Genomic DNA, 23,034 nt, shown 5'->3' with positions numbered 1-23,034 from the left:
AAGGGATGGCTGTGAAACTACATTTTCCGAAGGATGAAATCACGGATGTTATCCGTGCCCGCAGCAGGGTTTTCTGGACTCTTGGATTATTTACGGCATTCATTAATATGCTGATGTTGGTTCCTTCTGTTTATATGTTGCAGGTATATGATCGGGTGTTGCCATCCAGCAATGAAATGACTCTGTTGATGCTCACGTTTATCACTCTGGGAATGCTTGCCATCATGGGCGGGCTGGAATATATCCGGAGTCAGGTCGTGATCCGCATTGGCAGTCAGTTTGATATGTGCCTGAACCAGCGGGTTTATACTGCTTCGTATGAATCCAACTTAAAAAGCGGTTCAACAGATGCCGGGCAGATGCTCAATGATTTGGCGACTATCCGTCAGTTTCTGACAGGCAATGCTCTGTTTGCCTTTTTTGATGCCCCTTGGTTCCCTGTCTATCTCTGTGTCATTTTCCTGTTCAGCCCGTATCTGGGTTTATTGGCGCTGACAGGGGCGATCATTTTGATCACGCTGGCGGTATTGAATCAGTGGTTATCTCAAGCGCCCTTGGCTGAAGCCAGTAACCTTTCTTTACGTTCCACTCATTTGGCCAGCACTAATTTGCGCAATGCGGAAGTGATTGAAGCGCTTGGCATGTTACCGACATTGCGTCGTCGTTGGTTTGATTTACATAAACGCTTTCTTCATTTTCAGCGTATCGCCAGTGAGCGATCTGCATCGATCACTGCCATAACTAAAACTGTCCGCATGGCTCTGCAATCGTTGATTCTGGGATTGGGGGGATGGCTGGCGATTGGGGGAAATATCACACCGGGCATGATGATTGCCGGCTCTATTTTGATGGGGAGAGCGTTATCCCCGATTGAGCAGTTGATACAGGCCTGGAAGAGCCTGAGTGCGGCCCGTTTATCATGGCAGCGGTTAAGCACGTTACTGGAAGCACAGCCAGAGCGCAGAAGTGGAATGTCATTGCCAGCGCCAAAAGGGGAATTGCGGTTGGAGAAAGTGTCAGCAATCCCACCGCGTAAGACTCGGGTCTTACAAGCCTCACAAAACGGAGTGGCACAAAATCCCCAGTATGTTTTACAGGATATCAGCATTGCCCTGAATTCTGGTGATGTTCTGGGCGTGATTGGTCCCAGTGCGTCGGGGAAATCCACTCTGGCACGTTTGCTGGTAGGCATTTGGCCTGCGCAGGAAGGTGTGGTACGGCTTGATGATGCTGATATTTACCAGTGGAACAAAGATGAATTGGGGGCATTTATCGGCTATCTGCCGCAGGACATTGAGCTGTTTGGTGGCACAATTGCAGAGAACATCGCCCGTTTTAGTGATGTTGATCCTGAGAAAGTCATTGAGGCAGCGCAAAAAGCGGGTGTCCATGAATTAGTGCTCAATCTTGAGCAGGGTTATGACACGCTGATTGGAGCGGGGGGAATGGGGCTATCGGGCGGACAAAAGCAGCGAATCGGTCTGGCCCGCGCTTTGTACGGCAACCCGTCGCTGGTGGTATTGGATGAACCTAACTCGAATCTGGATGATATGGGTGAAAAAGCACTCAGTCATGCGATTACGCAATTGCGGGAGCAAGGTAAAACCATCATCGTCGTTACTCATCGGCCGACATTGCTGTCGCAGACGAACAAAATTTTGCTGCTGGTTCAGGGAAAAATGAAGCTGTTTGGTCCTTCCCAGCAAGTCATGGCGGCGCTGTCTCAATCTCAGGTTTCGTCACAACCACAGTCACCGCTAAAAGTGACCGAACGTGCGTCGTAACATGATTCAACCCTATTGTAATTCTTGGGATATGGCTATCCGGGAGTAAATATGTCTTATCAGAACAACGCAGAAGATGCCCAACAAGAGGCATCGGGATTATTGCCGCTGGATGCGAATCGTTACCTGCGAACCGGCTGGCTGATTATTGGCATTGGCATTTTGGGATTTCTCATTTGGGCGTCGTTGGCACCACTGGATAAAGGCGTGGCTTCTTCGGGGATGGTCGTCGTGGATGGTAACCGTAAAACAGTTCAGTCTCCTGTTAATGGGATTATCCGGCAAATTCAGGTAAAAGAGGGGCAACAGGTCAAGGCTGGTCAGGTTTTGGTTCAGCTGAGTCAGGTGCAGGTCAATGCACAGATTGATTCCCTCAAACAGCAACTGTACACCACACGTGCGACGGAAGCGCGATTGCTGGCAGAACAACAGGGACTGGAGGTGATCGTGTTTCCTTCCACATTGCTGACTGAACAATCAGAACCCCGTATTCACGATATTTTGGCGTTGCAGAAACAGCTCTTTTTATCACGTCGTGAAATGTTGCGCAGTGATCTGGCCGGAATGCATCAGGCTGAAGAGGGGCTGAATTTCCAGATCAAAGGGCTGCGGGCAGCGCTGGTGAGCAAACAGCAGCAACAGGATTCGCTCAAAGAGCAGATGACGAATTTGCGTCCCCTGACGGAAGAGGGCTATTTTCCCCGTAACCGTTATCTGGAGTTGCTGCGCAGCCAAAGTGAATTAAGTGGCGGCATGGCTGAAATGGCGGGACGAATGGGACAGCTTGAAAAGCAGCGACAGGAAACACAACAGCGGGTGATCCAGCGTCAGGCAGATTATCAGCGTGAAGTGCGCAGCCGACTGTCGGATGTGCAGGTACTGGCGAATGAGTTGAAAAATAAGCTGGAAACAGCGCAATTCGATCTGTCGCACACTGCCATTATTGCCCCGGTAGAGGGGGTGGTAGTCGGGTTAACCGTGTTTACCCAAGGTGGGGTGGTCGCTTCCGGTGAAAAGCTAATGGAAATTCTACCCGCCCAAAGTGCGCTTGAAGTGGAGACACGACTGATGGTGAGTCTGATTGACAAGGTTGCCGTGGGGCAGGAGGTAGATTTGATGTTTACGGCTTTCAATCAGAGCCGGACGCCGAAAGTCACGGGGAAAGTGGCGGTGGTTTCCGCCGACCGTTTGGTGGATGGCATCACAAGGGAGCCTTATTATCAGATGCGATTAAGAGTTACGCAGGAAGGCATGGAAAAACTGGCGGGATTGAATATTAAACCAGGCATGCCCGTTGAGGTATTCGTCAAAACCGGTTCACGCTCTCTGCTGAGTTATCTGTTCAAGCCGTTGGTGGACAGGGCATCCACGTCACTGATTGAGGAGTAAGGGCGATGTTGAGGTATCACGGAATTACCCATGGGCGCACTTTGTTACTGCCTCTATGTTTGACTCTGTTATTAATGGGGACATCCATCTTTGCTGGTTTTGCCAGGGCGCTCTCCTTGACAGAGGCTTATGCGTTGGCTTTACAGCACGATCCCACCTTTCAGGCTGCCATTAAAGCGCAGGAAGCGGGGCAGGAGGAGAAAAATCTTGGGTTGGCGGAGTTATTGCCCAGATTATCATTCAGTTATCAGAATGCGCCGAAGAATGGGCAGAAGATGGTATCTCATGCTGTCGATCCACGGGGCAGGAACACCAAAGAGAGCCGCAACCGGCAATATCGTAGTTACAACAGTACGGTGCTTCTGACCCAGCCATTAATCGATTTCGAAGCTTGGGCACGTTACCGTACCCGTCAGGCCTATGCATTGATGAGTGATGCCCGTTTTCGCTCAGATAGTCAGCAATTGGCGGGCAGGGTTGTCAACAGCTATGTGGCGGTGGCTTATGCGCAAGACAGGTTGGAGCAAGTTACCCAGCAGAGGGTTGTTTATGAAGAACAATTGGTGCGCAATCAGAAATTGTTTATTTCTGGGGAAGGTACTCGCACGGATGTAGCCGAAACTCAGGCCCGTTATAGCCAAGTGTTGGCAGATGAGTTAATCGTACAGGATGAACTGGATGCCGCCATCCGCGGCTTACAGTTATTAGTTGGCATATCATTGCCGGCAGACTTACCGATTAATCGCCTGTCCAACGTCCCCAAGTTCAAAATCATCAAACTGGATGCAGAACAGTATGCGGATTGGGAACAACGGGCGTTGCGGCATAACCCCCAGCTGGCGGCTGCACGGCAGAAAGTGGATGTGGCGTATCAGGATATTGAGAGCAACCGGGCGGGATTTCTGCCTAAACTGGAACTATACGCTTCCCATAGCAAAAATAAATCCGGCAGTGATAACAGTATCGATCAAGAATACCGGACAGATTCTGTTGGCTTACGTATCTCAATGAACCTTTACAATGGCGGTGGAACCTCGGCTGCCCTGCGTCAGTCAACAGCGAATTATGGCAAGACTAAATATGAGATGGATGCCCAGACGGGCGAGATATTAAATACGCTTCGCCGCCATTATAACGCCTGCATGAATGGTGAGAAGCGGATACGGGCCTATGAAAACGCTCTGGAAGCTGCTGAATTACAAGTGGAGGCAACCCAGAAAAGTGTCGCGTTGGGGCAGCGGGTGAATGTTGATATTTTGAATGCAGAACAGCAACTCTATACCGTCCGCCGTGAACTGTCTCAGGCGAAATATGACTATATGAAAGCATGGATAGGCTTGTTGAGTGAGTCAGGCCAATTAAATAGTGAACATATTAATTTGATTACTGGCTATTTTGGCTGAAATGATTAACGTGTGACACTATTTATCATTCTTCGTTGCGTTTTCTCGCAAGATTCATCTGGAAATGGGTATCACGTGTTATACATTTTCAACGCGTTATTTGAAACAGATTTCAAGATGCAGCCAATAAAACTGCATCTTGAAAGACTATGGCAATGAGTTTTTATCTATTTTGTGAATGCGGGCATCAAACCGCTGCATATCTTCCTGCAGCGAATGGAACAGGCGGCGTAGAGAGGAGGGTTACAGAGCGCCTTGACATGCTGAGTCGGGATAAGCCTGATTTCATAGCCTATAGTTTGTAGCGCTCTTCCCCAATAGTGAACATTCTGGCAAGGCTCCATCACATCACTTCAACCTATCTTGGCAGAATAGGATAACGTTTCACCCTACTCGATTCGTTGAACATTATCCTCATTATTATCCAGAGTCTAACCAATATTATTATCGATTTTATTCTTAAGATAGATGCTTAAAAATGCTATAACGGTAAATATTATACTAATAAGAACAACGGAATGAACACCTAAATAAGATATTCCCCACCCACCTACCATAGCACCTACTGTAATTCCTAAATTTGAAAACGATATATACAGACTATTGGCAAACTCAGGTGCTTCATTGGCTTCTTTCATAAGCCATGTTTGGCTGATAACGAGTCCCGCTGTATGTAACGCTCCCCAAAAAAAAATTAATATCAATATAGCTATTGGGGAAAAACCCAGAATCCAAATAAAAATATACAATAAAGTTAACAGGATAGGATATGCCTTTGTTGTTTTTATAGCATTTTTTTGTAGAAAGATGCTGAAAATAAAATTACCAAATATTCCGCTAATACCAAACAAAACGAGAAATATACTAATGGAGTCATTATCAAGACGTGTGATTTTAGAAAGGTAATCTGCGATATAGCTAAAATTTGCAAACATTGCAGAGAATATAGCCGTTACTGTAACAATTGTTAACCATAATTTCCCATTGCGTAATATAATTAATTGGCTGGAAAAGTTAACCTTTTCTGTAGAGATAGAAGAGGGAACAAAAAACAAAATACCTATAAAAGCAAGTAAACAAGATATTGAACCAAAATAAAATGCAGCACTTAATGATAAATGTTCTGCAATAAACGAGCTTACCGGCATACCTAACACTAATCCTATAGCAACCCCGGCGAAAACTTTCGCCACTGCTCTTGGGCTTTTCTCTTTAACTACTGAATTGGCAGCGACGACGAGTGCCACCGCAAAGAAAGTAGCATGAAATAGTGCTGGCAATATTCTAAAGAACAGGATTAAATTAAAGCTACTTGTTGTGGCATAGATAAGATTAGATATAACAAATATAAGAATAATTGTAAGAAGGATATACTTTTTATTATATCGCGATAGTAGTAATGTAATGAATGGTCCGGTTATGGCAACAATGATAGCATAAATACTGACAAGAAAACCGACTTGTGTAGGTGTAACGTGAAGTTGTGACCCTAATTGTGGTAATAGGCCGATTACTGCTACCTCAGTGGTAATAACCCCAAAGACAGCAATAGCCAGGACAAGCAATAACATAACATTCTTATGTTTCATAAATATTCCTAGATAGATTCATATAAAACATGAAACGTTAAACTACTTTGAAAATGCTTTCAACACTATCAACTACAATAAATACCAATTTGGTAATATTATTATTTTAATAGTATGTTATTGTTATTTCCATGCGTCGTAATTTTATTTTATCGAAATTAATTTATACTGAAAAATGGTTTTTATATAAAATTTAGATTAAATTTATGGTCATGTATTTAATGTGTTGAAAGCTGTGATTGCAGAAAAATTTTACCATTAAAGTTTTTCTGCAATTTATATGTGTTCATCAGCATTGGATGCATGCAATGAAATTCACAATACACGCTTTGAATACGTGACCAAAATTTCGCAAATTTAGGGTCGGGTTTCTTTGATAGTCTTACCATTTTGACAAGCTATTTAGATAAGTAAGTTAAATTTCCCTGTATTTTTGATGTAAAAATGTTAATAGTTTTTACTGTATTATTGCATTTTGAACATCAATGTGGGGGATATGGGGCAATATATGGGGGGTAAAAGGACTTTCTGGTGTGTAAATATTGATTTTGAGTTTTTGCCCTATATTATTTCATTCCACTTATTCATTTAACCACACTTATAGATATATAAGCTCATTATGCCTCTGAGCTTAATGTTTTTTTCCTTGTGTATTTTGTTGTATTTGTTAATAAATTTCTTTTTATGGATGAAATATGTTTAAAAAATTCGAATAAATAATCTCTGATATCAGTTATAACGAGGAAATTTTTCTCTTTATTTCATTATTTAGAAAAGTAATAGCCCGGAAAATGACTGAAAACAGCAATCAGCCTGAATTAGAACAGATTATATAAAAGAATATCTGATTGATTGCTGTCATTGTTTTTTTTCCGTGGAAAGTCCAGAGGGTTTGTATCGTTCACGGGACATTAGATTCTCAAGGCAACTGCTATATCCGCCAGATGTAGTAGTTTTCTATTTAACTTCAACTAAATTAAGGATTTGTTTATGGGGATATCATTATACCGCAGTGCAGAATATTACTTTACCGGTAAATATCAAGATGATGATGGTAGTAATAATATTGTCGCTGTTGGGAGAGAGGGAGTTATTAATGCTGAAGGAGGAAATGATCATATTACTGTTGGTTCGCTAAGGTCAACAATCTATGCCAAGTCTGGCGATAAGACTATAAATGGTACTGCCGGATATTTAAAAATAGTGAGTATTGACGGTGATCTGAATGTACGTGGCGCCGTAGGTTACGCAAGTATTGATAAAAACGGTAATGGGAATATTTCATTTGCTGGCGCGGCAGGCGGTGTTTCTATGGATCACCGAGGTAGTCGTGGTAACCTGGATTTCGCCGGCGCTGCTGCTTATAACCACATGAGTCGTAAAGGGCAATCCGGTGATGTGACGTTTAAAGGTGTCGGCGGTTATAACGAGTTATGGCATGGAACTCATCAGGGTGATTTAAACTTTACCGGAGCCGGTGCTGGCAACAAAATTGACCGTGACTGGCATGAGCACTATGAGAAAAGCCACGGGGATGTGAAATTTGTTGGCGGGGGTGCCGCAAATAGCATCAGTTCACGGGTCGAAAGCGGTAATATTGATTTCACAGGTGCAGGGATTGATAACCACATTATCCGTAAAGGGAGAGAAGGAAATATTATCTTACATGGTGCAGGAGCATCAAACCGCATTGAACGTTTGCGAGAAAGTAAAGATAAATATGAGCAGACTCGCGGTAATATCGAATTTGAAGGCGCAGGTGGTTATAACCGAATTTATTCTGATATAGCTCATGGTAATATCAGTTTCTCCGGTGCCGGTGGTTACAATGAAATATCAAGAATAGGTGAAGATAGCGATTCGTATGATAAAGCTTTGGAATATGCTAAAGCTAAAGACATTGTATTAACAACGGCGAAGATGGGAGTCAGTCAGCCCCAGCAAGTGACAGGCATTAAATCAACTACTGAGCCTAATACTTATCTCTTTGCATTTGCTGATGAAATGTATACTAAGATCAGTAAAGTTCAGCTGAGAAATGATCCTGAAACCAATAAACTTAGTTATTACGCTACTTCATGGCGTAAAAATGGTAATCAACTCAAAAATCTTGCTACGAAAAATATCTCTTTAGAGAATGGATTTGATTATATAAGCAATGATAATGATTATCGTCTTTCTAATTTAATCTTTGAGCATTATCAACCCATTACTATTCAACATACTGTTGAAGAAGATTTGCAGGAAAATCAATGGGTGACTTATGCCAGCGGAACCACCGCTAAAGCAGAAGATATCACATTGATTGATGCAAAAATGCATGGGCGTTCAATTCATTCTGGTAATTTGGTATTGGATGTTTCAGCGGTGAAATCGAATCGTCGATCAAATGCTTATGTCTATGCTAAATATGTCGAGTCATATACCAAAGTGGTCATGGTAGAGTTGAAAAATGAGCCTAAAACCGGAGAGCTGAAATATTATGCCAGTGCATGGTACAAAGCAGGCGACCATACCGGTGATTTGGCCAATGAAGATTTTTCAATCGCAAATGGTTATAGCTCGATGGAAGTGGGGGGATATTCACTAACTAACATTAAATATCAGGCCAATACTGTACGTCGTGTCTCTGAGCGTTTAGAACATATTGAAGAAGATAGTCATCAGGAACTGGTGAAGTCATCTACAAACATTGGTGATAGTACCGGTGATGTTAATTTTAGAGGTATGGGTGGTGGAAACGTTATTAAATCCAGTGTGATACATGGCCATGTTAATTTTGAAGGTGATGGGATTGCTAATGTCATTCTTCATAGCTCGAGATTCGGTAATACGCATTTTGCAGGCGCAGGTGCTGCCAATATCATCGAAAAAAGTGGCGAAGATGGCAATTTGACATTCCGTGGTGCAGGTTTGGCGAATGTACTTGTTCACCAAGGCCGGAATGGGGAAATGGATGTTGACGCCGATGGTGCGGCAAATGTGCTGGTGCGTGTCGGTGATGGGCGGTATCTGGCTCATCTTCTGGCAGTTGGCAATATCTCAATCCACCAGGGTAATGGTGACAGCCGGGTTATCATGTTGGGGGGATACAACACTCACACCCAAATAGGTGATGGCAGCGCGGACTGGTTAGGGGCGGGCGGTTTTAACGTCATGACCCAGAAAGGTAAAGGAAAAGTCTCTTCGGTATTGGTGGGAGGGGCCAATGTACTGACCAAGCTTGCAGCAGGTCATCTGGTTTCCGGTATGCTCGGTGGGGCCAACATTATCACGCATATTTCGGGTGATAATGAAATATCAGATACCACAGCAATTGCGCTGGGCGGTGCTAATATCCTGACCAAAAAAGGGAGAGGTGATGCTGTTGCGGTGATGGGCGGTGGTACGAATGTTCTTACTCACATTGGTAACGGTAGTACGCAGGGTGTGATGTTGGGTGGTGCCAATATCCTGACCAAAGTAGGCGATGGTGACACTACGGGCATTATGCTTGGAATTGGTAATGTGCTGACCCATATCGGTGCCGGTCAGACACTGGGGGTCATGGGGGCAGCAGGTAACATCTTTACTAAAGTGGGGAATGGAACCACAATTGCGGCCATGATTGGTGCTGGCAATATATTTACCCATGTTGGCAGCGGTGATGCATGGGCGTTGATGGGCGGTCTGGGTAATATCTTTACCAAAGTGGGGGATGGTAAAGCGCTGGCTCTGATGGTAGCCGAAGGCAATGGGTTTACCCACGTTGGGGATGGAATGAGTGTTGCCCTGATGCTGGCGGAGGGTAATGTTGCAACCAAAGTGGGTAACGGCATGACGCTGGCAGCAATGATAGGCGAAGCCAATGTGATGACCCATGTCGGTAATGGCCAGACATTTGCCGCTATGATCGGGGAAGCCAATATCCTGACGAAAGTGGGTAATGATTTGACTGTCGGCTTAATGGTGGGGAATGCCAATATCTATACTCACGATGGTAATGGGACAAGTATTGGTTTGTTTGCCGGTGAGTTGAACGTGATGACCAGAGTCGGTGATGGTACAACGCTGGCGGCAATGTTTGGTGAAGCTAATATCATGACGCATTCCGGTGAAGGCTTAACAGGCGTACTGGCACTGGGTAAAGCCAATATTGTCACCAAAGTGGGTGATGGTTTTATGGGGGTTGTGGCAGCGGCTGAGGCTAATGTTGTCACTCATGTGGGATCATCAACGACGGCTGCTGTGCTATTAGGTCAAGACAATATTCTGACCAAAGTGGGTAAAGGTACGACGGTCGGCCTGCTTATTTCTGATGTGGGTAACATCATGACACACGTTGGTGATGGTACAACTATTGGTTTCGCTACAGGTAAAGCTAATATCATTACCAAGGTGGGGAATGGCACTGGTATTAACGCCGTCTGGGGTGAGGCTAATGTCCTGACTCATGTTGGTCAGGGCGACCGTTACAATTTCGCGAAAGGTAAAGCCAATATCATTACCAAAGTGGGAGGAATGCGAGAAGTTACGGTAGTCCAGGGAGATGCCAACATTATCACCCATATTGGTAACGGTGATGATTACACGGGAGCCTGGGGCAATGCTAATGTCATTACTAAGGTAGGCGACGGGAATAATGTGGTACTCGCCAAAGCTGATGCCAACGTTGTGACTCAAATTGGTAACGGTGACAGCTTTAACGCCTTGTGGAGTAAAGGCAATATTGTCACCAAAGTCGGTGATGGTATGCAGGTTACTGCGGCAAAGGGTAAAGCTAATATCACCACCACGGTGGGGAATGGTTTAAGCGTGACTGCGACGCATGGCGACTTTAATGTGAATACTAAAGTAGGTGACGGAGTTTCAGTCAACGCGGTGTGGGGTGAATATAACGTTAATACTAAAGTCGGCAATGGTCTCAATGTTGCGATCATGAAAGGCAAAGGCAATGCCAATATTCATATTGGTGATGGTCTGGGGATCAATGCCTCCTATGCACGCAATAATGTGGCGATTAAGATTGGTAATGGTGATTTTTACAGTCTTTCTATTGCAGAGAGCAACACACAAAGTAGTCATCTCTCTTCTCTGTTTGAGAGTATTAAACAAACTGTATTAAATGTGGAAGGTAGCCAGGCGATTAATTATCTGATCCATGGTAATGAGTCTAATACTTCTGGACTCAATAAAGGTAGAGGAGCGATTAATTTAACCGAAGTTTCCGCCATTGATGGCTTCCAGATGGATAAAATTGATGAAGTGAGTTCGGATCTGGCGAACAACTTGAGTGGCGCAATAACCCCGGTAGAAACGCCTGATTCTGAGGTTATTCAGAATGTCTTGCAGATTGGAGATAATGTTGGTTCAGCTCAGGATCAGGCATCACCACAAGCTGATGCGGTTATCAGGCATGTGAAGCAGGATAAAGCCGCGCAAAATGCGTTAAACGATAAAGAAAAAGCTGAGATGAATCGTCAGCTCCTGGAACAAGAGCAAGATAAACAGCTTAAAACAATTTCAAAATCACAATCCCAATTAGAATCAACCAATCAAGATGCGCTGAATAAGAATGGGCAAGTACAGCGTGATGCAATAAGTGAAGAGTCCAGAATGGTCACACAAGAACTATTCTCCATGACTCAAGGTATGGATGCACTTAATAACTATGGAAATTATGATGGCAAATCAGGTGATGAGTGGCGTCATCGGTTTGCTGTTGGATATCTGGATCGCACACAGAAATATAGATTAAATAATGCCAAACTGACTGTACAGGAAAAATTGGCTGATGCATGGCAGCATGTTATTAATAAACGAGAAGTAATAAAAACAGCCCTGAAGAAATCAGAGGCAGGTTTAGGAAACAGTTTTGAAAATATAGATGGTGCAGACAAAGATATTGCAGACGCTAAGCAAAAAGCAGAGTTAAGAAAAGAAGAGGCACTATTACAGAAGCAACGGGCCAAAAAAGCAGAGAGTGACGCCAATACCGCGTATGAAAAGGCGAAACAGCGTGGTGAAAGTGATAGTACAACGGCGAAAGATAAAGCGGCACAGGCGCAGGATAATGCAAAAGGTGCGAAACAGGCTGATGATGCTAAACCAGAACGTATCGGGGCAACTGGCAGTGGTTTGTCTGGAAAATCTTATAAATCGGTTGAAGTGGCGAAATCGAAGAGTCATATCAATCCTGCATCGAAAACGGAATCTGACGGTTGGATCAGTGAAGGTCTTGCACTAACACAAGAAGATTTGGCCGCCTTGAATAACGCGCAACAGGCAGTCAATCGGCTACAGTTCAACAAGGGTATCCGTTCAGAAAATACGGGTGCTTCGATTATTTCAATGTTTGCCGAGAAATCATCCGATAGCATTATGGTGCCAGCCTCAAATAAACCCAGAGAGTTAATCAGAAAAGCGCCAACAATTTCGGGTATTGATCTGCAAGGATTAGGGGGAAATAACTATTCTGTACTCAAAAAATTGGAGCTTGTCTTACTGAGTAAGGGAGCCAAACGGTTTATTGATTCTACTAAAAGACATCTTGGTTCGATAAATACCGATCTGCCTAGTAAGGCGCTGGTGGCCGTACGTGAGGTTTTTAACCGTACCGTCGAACGGCCCGATGAACAGCATGTATTGCAGCTTGAGAACGCGTTAGCTCATTGGCAGCAGCATGACCCCAAAGAATTCGCTCAGCGTAGTAAGCTGGTGAAAAGCTTACGTTTTGAGATGGGTGAGCTGGTTGCTCACATTCAGGCCCAGAGAGCTGAGTCAGCCGGAATTTTGGGTATCACTGTACCACCTGAGCAAGTACCACAGTTTGGTCAGCAGGTATCCTTTGACGGTTTCGGGCGTGTGGTGGGCATGAAAGGCGATATTGAGCAAAGCGAAATTAATCGTCTCATTGATTTGCAAATTAAGCCATTAACCCAGATTAACTCCACCGCGGAGCGGGATGCACCTAAGACCGAAAGCGAAAGTCTTATCGTTTTCGTCAGCCGATTACAACAAGAAGCTATCCCAGAAGGTAAGCCTTTGATTGAACGCGCCAGAGAACTTTGGCTTACCGGGCAAGTAACAAATGAAAAAACCAAAGAATTATTTAAGGATGCTGTTACCCAGTTGCGAATGCATCCTGAGTTACACACGCTGACTCAACAGCTGTTGGCTGATGCCAACAAAGAGAAGGCCACCGGACAATATATTGATAACCTATTTGGCCGTCATTTTGATTCTGAACTGGCTTATGAACTGGTGAATACGGCATCACCGGAGGCGAAAGATACCGCTAAACAAACAGGTAACTTCCTGGTACAGGACTTTGATAAGTGGATAAGTGGTTTTTATCCCGAAGGTGCTGAACGTGACCAGAAAATTGCCAGCAAGATGCAATCTTTTGCCAAGTCGATTGATAAGGATTTTCGCCCTTGGTTCAGCAGGGTGCCTGAGATAACGACATTCCTGGACGATCCGACTTTTGCCAATTTCAAGACCATGATGACTAAGGTTGATGATGGTTTTTCTGTGATTAAGGTGCCGTTTCTGGCGGTAAAAATGGCGACTACACCGGGAATGGGAATGGATAGTGCTGACTGGAAGAGAAAAGGGGATACTTTCTATCAGAATGTGATCACTAAAGCCCGTTCAACCAGTACTGATCTGACTACCGGGACTGATGTTACGCACAAAGTCGTTATTACGGAAAAGCAGACCAATGATTATGGCACGGCGCTGCCCTACCAACCTGCGAATAATAAACATGACGACTTTTTGTATGGCCGAAAGGTCGCAGCAGGTCGGATCTTGACCCCCGGACGCGAAACTACATTTGAGCGTAATGCATTAGCGCAAGGCCAGTCTGTGGTGACAGGCGCATCTGGTTCAACCAATATCATGGTTCACCTCAATGACTATATTGCTAGCAAGCAACCTGACTTCCCAACCGGGCAGAGTTATCTTAATACACTGGCATTTTTGGTATTTGATGGTGGTCACTCTGTCAACGAAAGTCTGGCGGTTTACCAGGCATTACAGGCAACGGGTGATGAGCGTCAGCAGGTACTGAACAGCTATACCGCTAATTATCAGGATCTGGCAGATATTGCCGGGGAATCGGGCAAGGTGTGGGTAAATCAGGCGCTGGATAATGCTTTTAAAGAAACTCAGGCGTTTTCTCAAAAGTATGCGGTGGTAAAACCGCAAAGCCGTCCTGCCGTGGAAGACTTAGACGGGTTATCTGGCAAAAATAAAGGGATAGAGCCGACGATTATCGACGATAGTCATCTGAATAAGCCAGTTGATGGCTGGCAAACGGTGGACGTAGTGCCACAGGTTGATGGTCGCGAAACGCGTTTTGAGGGTCAGATTATTCTTCAGATGGAAGATGACCCGATAGCTGCCAGAGCAGCCGCTAATCTGGCGGGTAAACACCCGGATTCCAGCGTGGTTATTCAACTCGACGCTAACGGTAAATATCGTGTTGTTTATGGCGATCTGTCTAAATTATCCAACAAATTACGCTGGCAGGTTGTCGGTCATGGTCGTGATACGTCAGAGCAGAATAACATTCGTCTGAGTGGTTACAGAGCTGATGAATTGGCGACGAAATTAACGCAGTTTTATCAGAATGCTAAGCTGGGCGAAAAGGCCATCAGCAAACCCGATCACATCAGTATGGTGGGCTGTTCACTGATTAGTGATAATAAGCGGGATGGTTTTGCTCGTCACTTTATGACTGAGTTAGATAAACAAGGTATTCGCAGTAATGTTTCAGCCCGTAGTAGCGAAGTGGCGGTTGATGCAACAGGCCGTAAATTTACCCGTGACGAAAATAAGCAATGGGTTAACAACTTGCCTGATAACAAAATCGTATTGAGCTGGAATGCAGAGAATAAATTGATAACTCATACAGAACAGGTGCGTCATGGTATTGCTGAAAGCGATATCAACTTCTCTAAAGTCGGCTACACAGAGGCTGATTCAGTTACCAAAGGGGCAATTGCCGATAACACTGAAGTTTTCATTAAGCCACAGAAGCGTGAAAAGGTTAACACCAGCGATAACTCGCATCGTCAGCTCAGTTACTCCGGTAATATCCAGGTGAATGTTGGTGACGGAGAGTTTACCGCACTTAATTGGGGAACATCGAACGTCGGCATTAAAGCGGGAACCGGTGGTTTTAAATCACTGGCTTTCGGTGACAACAATGTGATGGTTCACATTGGTCATGGTGATAGCAAACATAGCTTCGACATTGGCGGCTATCAGGCGCTTGAAGGGGCGCAGATGTTTATCGGTAATCGTAACATCAGCTTCAACCAGGGGCGCAGCAATGACCTGATTGTGATGATGGATAAATCCATCCCAACGCCACCGTTGGTCAATCCATTTGATAGTGCTTCCCGTGTTGCTGGCGTATTGAAAGGTATTGCCCGTTCCGGTGAAAAGCAGGATTGGTTATCGGCACAAGATCAGCAATGGACAATCGCCGGTGCGGAGAAGTTTGTGCGTGATATATCTGGTTTAGACCAAACCAGCAGCGTGGATTATAAAACTCTGACTGATCTCGATTCGCAAAATGCACGTAGCAGCCGTGGTTTAAAATATGATGCTGAATTAGCTCTGAATAAGAAATTTAATCAGTGGCTAGATAAAAATGACAATAGTATTGAAATGGGCAAAATAAGCCGGGCAAATAAATTCCGTCGGGCTAATTCGGAGCTGGCATTCAATTTTGCTGTTGGAGGGCGTGGAGCTGATATTCAGGTTACGATGGGTAACTGGAACTTTATGTTCGGTGACAATATCCAGTCAATTTTGGATACCAATCTGGGTTCACTGTTTGGTTTGATGACCCAGCAGTACTCAGTAACGGGTATGGCAAAGACCACTTTCACCTATAACCCGCAGGATTTGCCGCGTCAGCTTAAAAACAAGCTGCTTGGTCGATTGGCGGAAGTGGGGGCAGATACTACCTTAGCGGATATCTTTGATGTGGACTACACCACAGATGGACATATTGTTTCCCGTACAGGTAAGCCAGTTGATGGCGAAGTTATTCTGAAAGAAATGCTGGAAGTAATAAAGAAATTTAGAGGTGATCAATTGGAAGCTTTCACCAACCCAGATAAATTGCTGGAAGCTTTCACCAACCCAGATAAATTGCTGGATAGTTTGGAAGCCGGCATCAATGAGGGAGAAGCTGGGGTTAGAACATTTGCGGAAGATCATGGTTTGAAAGAGAAAGCGCCTGATGAAAATCAGGAACAGGGCGATGTGGCTAGCATCAACGGAAATAGCGCTCAAACTAATAGCAAAGCAGAACGTGCATTTGGTTTTAATTCTCTGAATTTACCTAACCTGTTTGCAACGATGTTTAGCAAAGATAAGCAACAAGAGATGAAGTTGTTAGTGTCTAACCTAAAAGAAAACCTGACAGCGGATCTGCTCAATATGAAGCAGGAAACGTTTGATTTCCTGCGTAACAGTGGTCATCTGCAAGGGGATGGTGATATTCATGTGTCACTGGGGAACTATAACTTCAACTGGGGCGGAGATGGTAAAGATCTCGGTGCCTATCTGGGCGATAACAACAACTTCTGGGGTGGTCGCGGTGATGATGTTTACTACTCACTAGGAACATCTAATATCTTTGCTGGTGGTGAAGGCAATGATATGGGCGTCCTGATGGGGCGTGAAAACTGGATGTTTGGCGGAAATGGTGATGATACCGCAGTGGTGACCGGACGTATTAACCAGGTCTTTATGGGTGAAGGTAATGACCAGACGTTTGTCTTTGGTGAAGGTGGCCTTATTGATGCGGGTAACGGACAGGATTACGTCGTCACTTCCGGTAACTACAATCGGGTGGATACTGGAGCAGGTCAGGACTATACGGTGACTATCGGCAATAACAACCGGGTTGATTTAGGTGAAGGCAATGACTTTGCCAGAGTATTTGGTAATGACAACCGTATCGACGGTTATTCCGGCAATGATACAGTTAAACTGATGGGCTACCATGCGGTGATTAACGGTGGAGAAGGTGATGATCACCTGATAGCGGCGGCTATTTCGAAGTTCAGTCAGTTTGACGGCGGAGAGGGGCAGGATCTGCTGGTACTGGGCGGCTATCAGAACAGCTTCCAGGGTGGCGCGGGTGCAGACAGCTTTGTGGTCAGCACCGAGGTGATTGATAACCGGATTAGCGATATTAACGCAGAAGATATGATCCTCTTTAATGGTGTTGACTGGCAAAACCTGTGGTTCCAGCGCAGTGGATACGATTTGGTGTTGTCAGTGAATCGTCCTGCTCAGGATAAAACTGCTCAGAGTATATTTGCATCAATGGGTTCAGTGACTTTTCATGATTACTTTAATGGTCATCGTGCCAAATTAGTGGCTCAAATGGGTAATAAAGATGCATCAGGAGAGCGAGAATTTACTGCATTATCAGATAATGCGGTTGATTCTTTGATTCAGGCTATGGGCAGTTTTGCCCCGACAGCGGGGGATAATGGTTTCATTACGAATCTGGATAGTAAGGCGAAAGTCGCTATTGCAATGGCGTGGGCAGATACCACCATCGGCAAGGGGAAGTTTGCCTGATTAACGCTTTATAATAAAAATAAAAAATAAGAAAAAGTTGTAATAAGAATAAAAGTGGCTCACAGAACAGGTGGGCCATTTTTTTGTATCAACTGACAGGGAATAGAAAAGGACATATAGTTATGCCTGATGATGTGCTTCATCAGGCGTTATACATTTTCAACGTGTTATTTGAAACAGGTTTCAAGATGCAGCCAATAAAACTGCATCTTGAAAGGCTATGGCAATGAGTTTTTATCTATTATTGATGAGCCGTAATTGCTGCAAATTCCCCTGAAGCGATAAATCGGTTCTTAAGGATGCCACTTCACGGCAGATATAAGCCATTTCTTTGTGGGATTCTAATTTTTTCCGCCATTTATCGGGCTGAGTTTCTAAATGCTGGAATAAATTATCCAGCGAACCTGCTTGTTGCAGCAGTCTGGTCGCGGTTTTGGAACCAATACCCTGAATTCCCGGTATTTTACTGCTACTAATCCCTGCCAGCCCCCAATAATCAGGAAGTTGGACAGGTGAAACACCAAACTCTTGCTGAACAAAAGGCAAATCTAGCCAGCGCTTTTGAAAGTAATCACGGATCTGGATATTAGGAGAAAGAAGCTGACAGTAGCCTTTATCCGTTGAAACAATCGTAACCTGATGCCCGCTGCTGGCGACTTTAGTTGCCAGTGTTGCAGCCAAATCATCTGCTTCATGTCCTTCCGCATGCCAGCACGCTATGCCCAGTGTATTGAATGCCTGCTTGATCAGGGGCATTTCCTGCTGCAAGCTATCCGGCATGGCAGAACGGCCCGCTTTGTAGTCGGGGAGAAGCTGATGTCGCCAGCTATGGCTGCGATCATTTTCATCAAATACCGCAACCGCGTGAGTCGGTGAGGTGTGGGTGATTAATTGCTTCAGGGCATGTTCACAAGCAGAAATACAAGGGCTTCCCTGTACAGCATGGATGCGCCGAATCAGGTTCAGGGCATCTACAATCAAAAGGTGTATCATGGTTGTTGTGTTCCGTCCGTGGATGTATTCCTTGGCACCAGCCCCATCAGAAAATGTCGCCAATCAGATTCGATTATTGGCGGGCTAATCTTCCTGTCGCCGGAATAAATTCTTCGTTACTGCGCCATGGATTAATATCCAAGCCTCCCCGACGGGTATAACGTGCATAAACAGTGAGTTTTTCAGGGGCGCACAATACCATTAAGTCATTGAAAATACGTTCAACACATTGTTCATGAAATTCATTGTGATGACGGAAAGAGACTAAATAACGCAATAATTTTTCTTGATCGATTTGAGGGCCTTTATAATGAATCATAACGGAACCCCAGTCTGGCTGATGGGTGATCAGACAATTCGATTTTAACAAATGACTCACCAAAGTTTCTTCAACGAGAGAACCCGTCGCTGAATTATTAAGATAATCTCGGCTGAACTGATAATCATCAATTTCAATGTCCTGATTATCAATGCATTCTCCTGCAAAATCGGCAATTGGCTGTTGACTGAAATGATGCACAGGATATAGAACAATCTCAATATCACCGTTGGCACAAGCAGATAGATCTTGTTGCAGGGTTTTTTGTACCGTTTCCCAATCAGAAAAGCGGGTTTGGTTAAAACTGTTCAAATAAAGCTTAAAGCTTTTTGATTCGATAAGATTTTCACTGGCTGAATTAAGACTGACATGCCCGACGGCAACTTGAGGGACGCCGCGTGCGTTGAGCCAGGAAAGTTCGTACATTGTCCAGATATCTGCACCGTGAAAAGGGAGTTTGTCAGGATACAGCCCAAGGGGTTCACGGTTCAGGCTGCGGGGAACGGCTTGGAGTATAGTGGGGTCATAACTGTCTTTGTAGGGAGTTGGTTTACCTAACGTAAGCTGGGAGAGTGCTTCATTATCCTGATATAGAGACATTAGGATTCCTTAAAATTGGAAAATTCTTAGATTTTTAGACTGTGAGGTAAGTCTGTAGTGTATCAGTGAATCTTTAAAGTTCGTATTTTTATTGTGCATTACTGCCATTTTCCTCAAGCCTGTTTCTGAGAGGCCGAGTCTCTTTTTTTCAATGGAATAGCTATATGTCCGTTTTATTTCTCCACTATTTGGTAATAGCAGATATGTTTTTATACCTGCTATTTATTAGACTACGATTAGTCAGAAAGTAATTTATCCAATAACGGGGATCTAAATATATTATGCGGATCGTGTTTCTGTAATGCGGAAACGGCTAAATCCCAATTGTTATCTGTAGGTAAGCCATCAGTAAATGAGACAGGAATTATTTTAGTCAGCACTTCTTCATCTTCCCATGCGGCATTTTCACTGTATGCCCAACCTTTACTCCATTCGACACGGGCTGAAGCATAAGTGCCATTAAATTCCTGAAATAACCACTTCTCGAATTGACGCATAAATTCAATGGCATGGGGTGTTTTGGGAAAGGTTAAGATATCCAGCCAAATTGCAACATCCCATTCAGGATGATCCGAACGTGGACGGATGGCAGATAAGCTGGGAACAACGGCTTTTTCATGTACTACATCAGCAGGATCATCTAATCCAGTGACTCTGACTTCGAGAGGACCGTTGACAGGATATTTTCCTGTCACGGTGAATTCCTTCATCAAAGTTTGCCACTGGGTATAGAATACGTTCAGCACACGTTGTATATCGGCTCGGCGTGTTAAGATGGCATAACCATTTGCTGTCACGCGCAATGTTGTCGGTTTTACATATAACAGCAGGTTTTTACTCCAGCCCCAGATATCTTTTTCACGGCCTTGTAAGGCACCCTTTACAAGCTGATATTGCATTTCACCTATAAGGGGTGTTAGTGCAGGGGTATTGATAAGTATATTTTCTGTAATATCGGATATGGATAATGAAATATTATCGGAAAAAGGATAGTTATAGGGGGTTTTAACTTCAGTGCTCGATGCGGGTTTATTTGGTGATACACTCCAGACTTTTAGCCATGGTTTATCTGTAAAGGGGAACAAAATTATTTCAGCTCGACCGCTTTTATCTAAGAATTGGCTGAAAGTTCGATTTTCTTTTGTATTTCCTGAGAAAGCAAATAACTCTGCCGCCGGAATATCAGTGAAGCTTTGGCAGCGTAAACGTTGGTTTTTACCAGCCTGAAACTGAACTTCCAGAATGAGGGCACTGCCGATATGGGTCAATAAAGGAGCACAATCTGGATGATTTCGTTCAAAGCGTTTGATGGTATATTGCTGACTTTCTGTATCCCAAACGACAGCAGATAAAGACAATATTGTGTTACTCAGAGAACCGTATGTATGCCCGGTAAGCGGCTCTTCTCCGAAAGCTTTAATGGCACTACCATGCCCGTTTATTGCGAGAACCGCCCCGAGGGTTAAATCACCGGGAGCCGGGGTTGCAGTAAAGCCAAGATCCTGCTCTTCCATTTGTGTCAGCAGCGTTTCCATTAATATAGCCGTTTGTGCTGTTACGATGGAAAACTGGGGATGATGCTCGATATTAACATGAGTAAAGGATTGAGAAAGATCCATCAGCATAATGCGGGCTGTCGGATTTTTCCCTATTCCCATTATCAGTGGTGACCAATTATGGGATTGACCGATCGGTCTGAGCTTATAATTTTCTTTCCATGCCCAATTGACGATTGAAATAACATCTTCTGTGCTGCGTGGTATGCAATATGGAATATTATAAGCCTGAATTTCTCCTGACCAATTTCTAAATGATCTATTTACGTATTTTATATTTGAAGGGAAATTAAGTAGGGGATATTTTGGTTCAGTAATGAAATTCTGTTGTGAATAATTATTTTCTTGTTCGATTGAGTCTGATGAGATCATTATTTTTATTTCCTTTATGTTTTATTTTATTTGTAGGTTGTTTTTTAATATTAATTTTAAAATAAATCTATCATGCCTAATGGGTTCTGAGTTTCAGACAATAAAACGGATGCTTGCAAAAGAGGTGAAAAAATCGTTTGTGTAACCGAATTAAACGCTTAATTCGGAAGACATTGTATTATTCAAAGTCACCTGAAATGCATAACAAAATCATCGGTACTTTCATCGAAAGGGAATGTTATATTAAGATGCTTATCAATGCATTGCGTATATACCTGTCGTCTTTCAAGTTGCAGCTTTGTTGGCTGCGCTCACTCACCCCAGTCACATAGTTATCTATGCTCCAAGGGATTCGTTCCTTGCCGTCGCGCTGCATCTTGAAATCCAATGGGTATAGACCTTATTTTGTCAAGAACGTATCGAAACAAGTGGGATAACATTGCATACCTGAAAATGATGGATGATATAACTCTATGACCTTTTATGTGACAAAAGCACTTTCTGACTTTACCCAGCGTTATATTGAATTGTGGCAAGAAAATACAGGGTTTCCACCAGCCAGTAGCGATCTGTATGGTATCCCTTCTCCATGTATTGATCGTACAGGAGATGAAGTGGTGTACTGGCTTCCTCAGCCGTTTTCGATTCAAGGAAAACTGAGTAAGGTTGAAACAGCGCTGGATATCTGTTTACAGGATTCTATCCACGATTACTATGTAACGCAGTTTGCCGGGGATATGGCAGCCAGTTTTGAAGGCCAAAACCTGAGTCTGATTCAGGTATGGAGTGAAGATGATTTTATCCGGTTGCAGGAAAATCTTATTGGTCATTTGGTCACTCAGAAGCGGTTAAAGCTCTCCCCTACTCTATTTATTGGAACGACAGATTCTGAAATGGGGCTGATTTCTGTCTGTAATTTGACAGGACAAGTGATACTTGAGCAATTTGGCAGTCATGAGCGAACGACATTATCCCCGGATCTAGCCACTTTCCTTTCTGTTATCAAGCCTGTCATAGTGAGTTAGTTGCAGATATTGGTTTAATTTTTTGTAAGAGATATCTCACGCGGTATGTGAGATATCTCTCTTAATCATAGCGTGAATATTACTGGTGGATATTATTTTTATGATATATCAATGACATGAAGTTTATGGTTGTACCATCTTTTTGTCATGCAGCTTATTATGCTAATTCAGTGGCTTGTTTCAGCAGCTTGAATATTAGATCATTTCACTGTTCCGAAAGGAATCACAGCAAAACAATAACCAGGGAATAATTCCATCGGGAAGATGGTTCAAGGATGGTCAGGTACAGGCAGGAGCGCCAGAATCTATCAGTATAATGATTAAGTAAAGGATAACAGGCAGGGACGTTTTTTGTCAGGGAACGAGCAGGATGCACCCCACTTAGCAGGATTGCTATGACAACCTCTGA

At 43.9% G+C, this 23,034-nt stretch carries 9 protein-coding genes and 1 pseudogene; 6 read left to right on the top strand and 4 right to left on the bottom strand.

Annotation, left to right across the window (positions count from 1 at the left end; all coding sequences use genetic code 11):
- Nucleotides 1–11: 11 nt before the first annotated feature.
- From AACQ81_RS19505 to AACQ81_RS19495, 3 genes are read left to right on the top strand one after another with little or no spacing between them, the layout of a single operon-like run.
- On the top strand, nt 12–1,784 hold the full coding sequence (locus AACQ81_RS19505) for a type I secretion system permease/ATPase (protein WP_443089522.1): 1,773 nt from the start codon (nt 12–14) through the stop codon (nt 1,782–1,784).
- Between the two features lie 51 nt (nt 1,785–1,835).
- A complete protein-coding gene (locus AACQ81_RS19500; RefSeq protein ID WP_237385904.1) occupies nt 1,836–3,173 on the top strand; it encodes an HlyD family type I secretion periplasmic adaptor subunit in 1,338 nt (445 codons plus the stop codon).
- 5 nt (nt 3,174–3,178) lie between these two features.
- Complete coding sequence (locus AACQ81_RS19495; protein ID WP_237385903.1) at nt 3,179–4,576, top strand: TolC family outer membrane protein; 1,398 nt, start codon at nt 3,179–3,181, stop codon at nt 4,574–4,576.
- A gap of 431 nt (nt 4,577–5,007) precedes the next feature.
- Here AACQ81_RS19495 and AACQ81_RS19490 read toward each other — a convergent pair whose 3' ends face one another.
- Nucleotides 5,008–6,165, bottom strand: a complete 1,158-nt coding sequence (locus tag AACQ81_RS19490) for an MFS transporter (RefSeq protein WP_237385902.1) — start codon at nt 6,163–6,165, stop codon at nt 5,008–5,010.
- Between the two features lie 990 nt (nt 6,166–7,155).
- Between AACQ81_RS19490 and rtxA the strand changes: the two genes are divergently transcribed.
- Complete coding sequence (rtxA, locus tag AACQ81_RS19485) at nt 7,156–17,760, top strand: MARTX multifunctional-autoprocessing repeats-in-toxin holotoxin RtxA (protein ID WP_237385901.1); 10,605 nt, start codon at nt 7,156–7,158, stop codon at nt 17,758–17,760.
- A gap of 234 nt (nt 17,761–17,994) precedes the next feature.
- Here rtxA and xni read toward each other — a convergent pair whose 3' ends face one another.
- The 3 genes from xni to AACQ81_RS19470 all read right to left on the bottom strand — a co-directional run bounded on the left by xni (nt 17,995) and on the right by AACQ81_RS19470 (nt 21,600).
- The gene (xni, locus tag AACQ81_RS19480; protein ID WP_237385900.1) at nt 17,995–18,753 is read right to left on the bottom strand and encodes a flap endonuclease Xni; all 759 of its coding nucleotides are present in this window, start codon (nt 18,751–18,753) and stop codon (nt 17,995–17,997) included.
- Between the two features lie 73 nt (nt 18,754–18,826).
- Nucleotides 18,827–19,672 carry an NADPH-dependent 7-cyano-7-deazaguanine reductase QueF gene (queF, locus tag AACQ81_RS19475; protein ID WP_237385899.1) on the bottom strand — a complete coding sequence of 282 codons (846 nt, stop codon included), beginning with the start codon at nt 19,670–19,672 and terminating at the stop codon, nt 18,827–18,829.
- Between the two features lie 236 nt (nt 19,673–19,908).
- On the bottom strand, nt 19,909–21,600 hold the full coding sequence (locus AACQ81_RS19470; RefSeq protein ID WP_237385898.1) for a cholesterol oxidase substrate-binding domain-containing protein: 1,692 nt from the start codon (nt 21,598–21,600) through the stop codon (nt 19,909–19,911).
- Nucleotides 21,601–21,737: 137 nt separating this feature from the next.
- Between AACQ81_RS19470 and AACQ81_RS19465 the strand changes: the two are divergent.
- Together AACQ81_RS19465 and syd are read left to right on the top strand one after the other, a co-directional pair.
- Nucleotides 21,738–21,845, top strand: a pseudogene (locus AACQ81_RS19465) (IS1 family transposase); the annotation flags it as partial.
- A 228-nt stretch (nt 21,846–22,073) separates the two neighbouring features.
- Nucleotides 22,074–22,625 (top strand): SecY-interacting protein, encoded by a 552-nt coding sequence (syd, locus tag AACQ81_RS19460; RefSeq protein ID WP_237385897.1) that lies wholly within the window; start codon nt 22,074–22,076, stop codon nt 22,623–22,625.
- Nucleotides 22,626–23,034: the final 409 nt, after the last annotated feature.

It is taken from the genome of Xenorhabdus sp. Sc-CR9 (genome assembly GCF_963897815.1).
Classification (GTDB): Bacteria; Pseudomonadota; Gammaproteobacteria; order Enterobacterales; family Enterobacteriaceae; genus Xenorhabdus.
The sequence above is the reverse complement of the archived record's forward strand: the minus strand, read 5'-3'. Positions and strand labels throughout refer to the sequence as shown.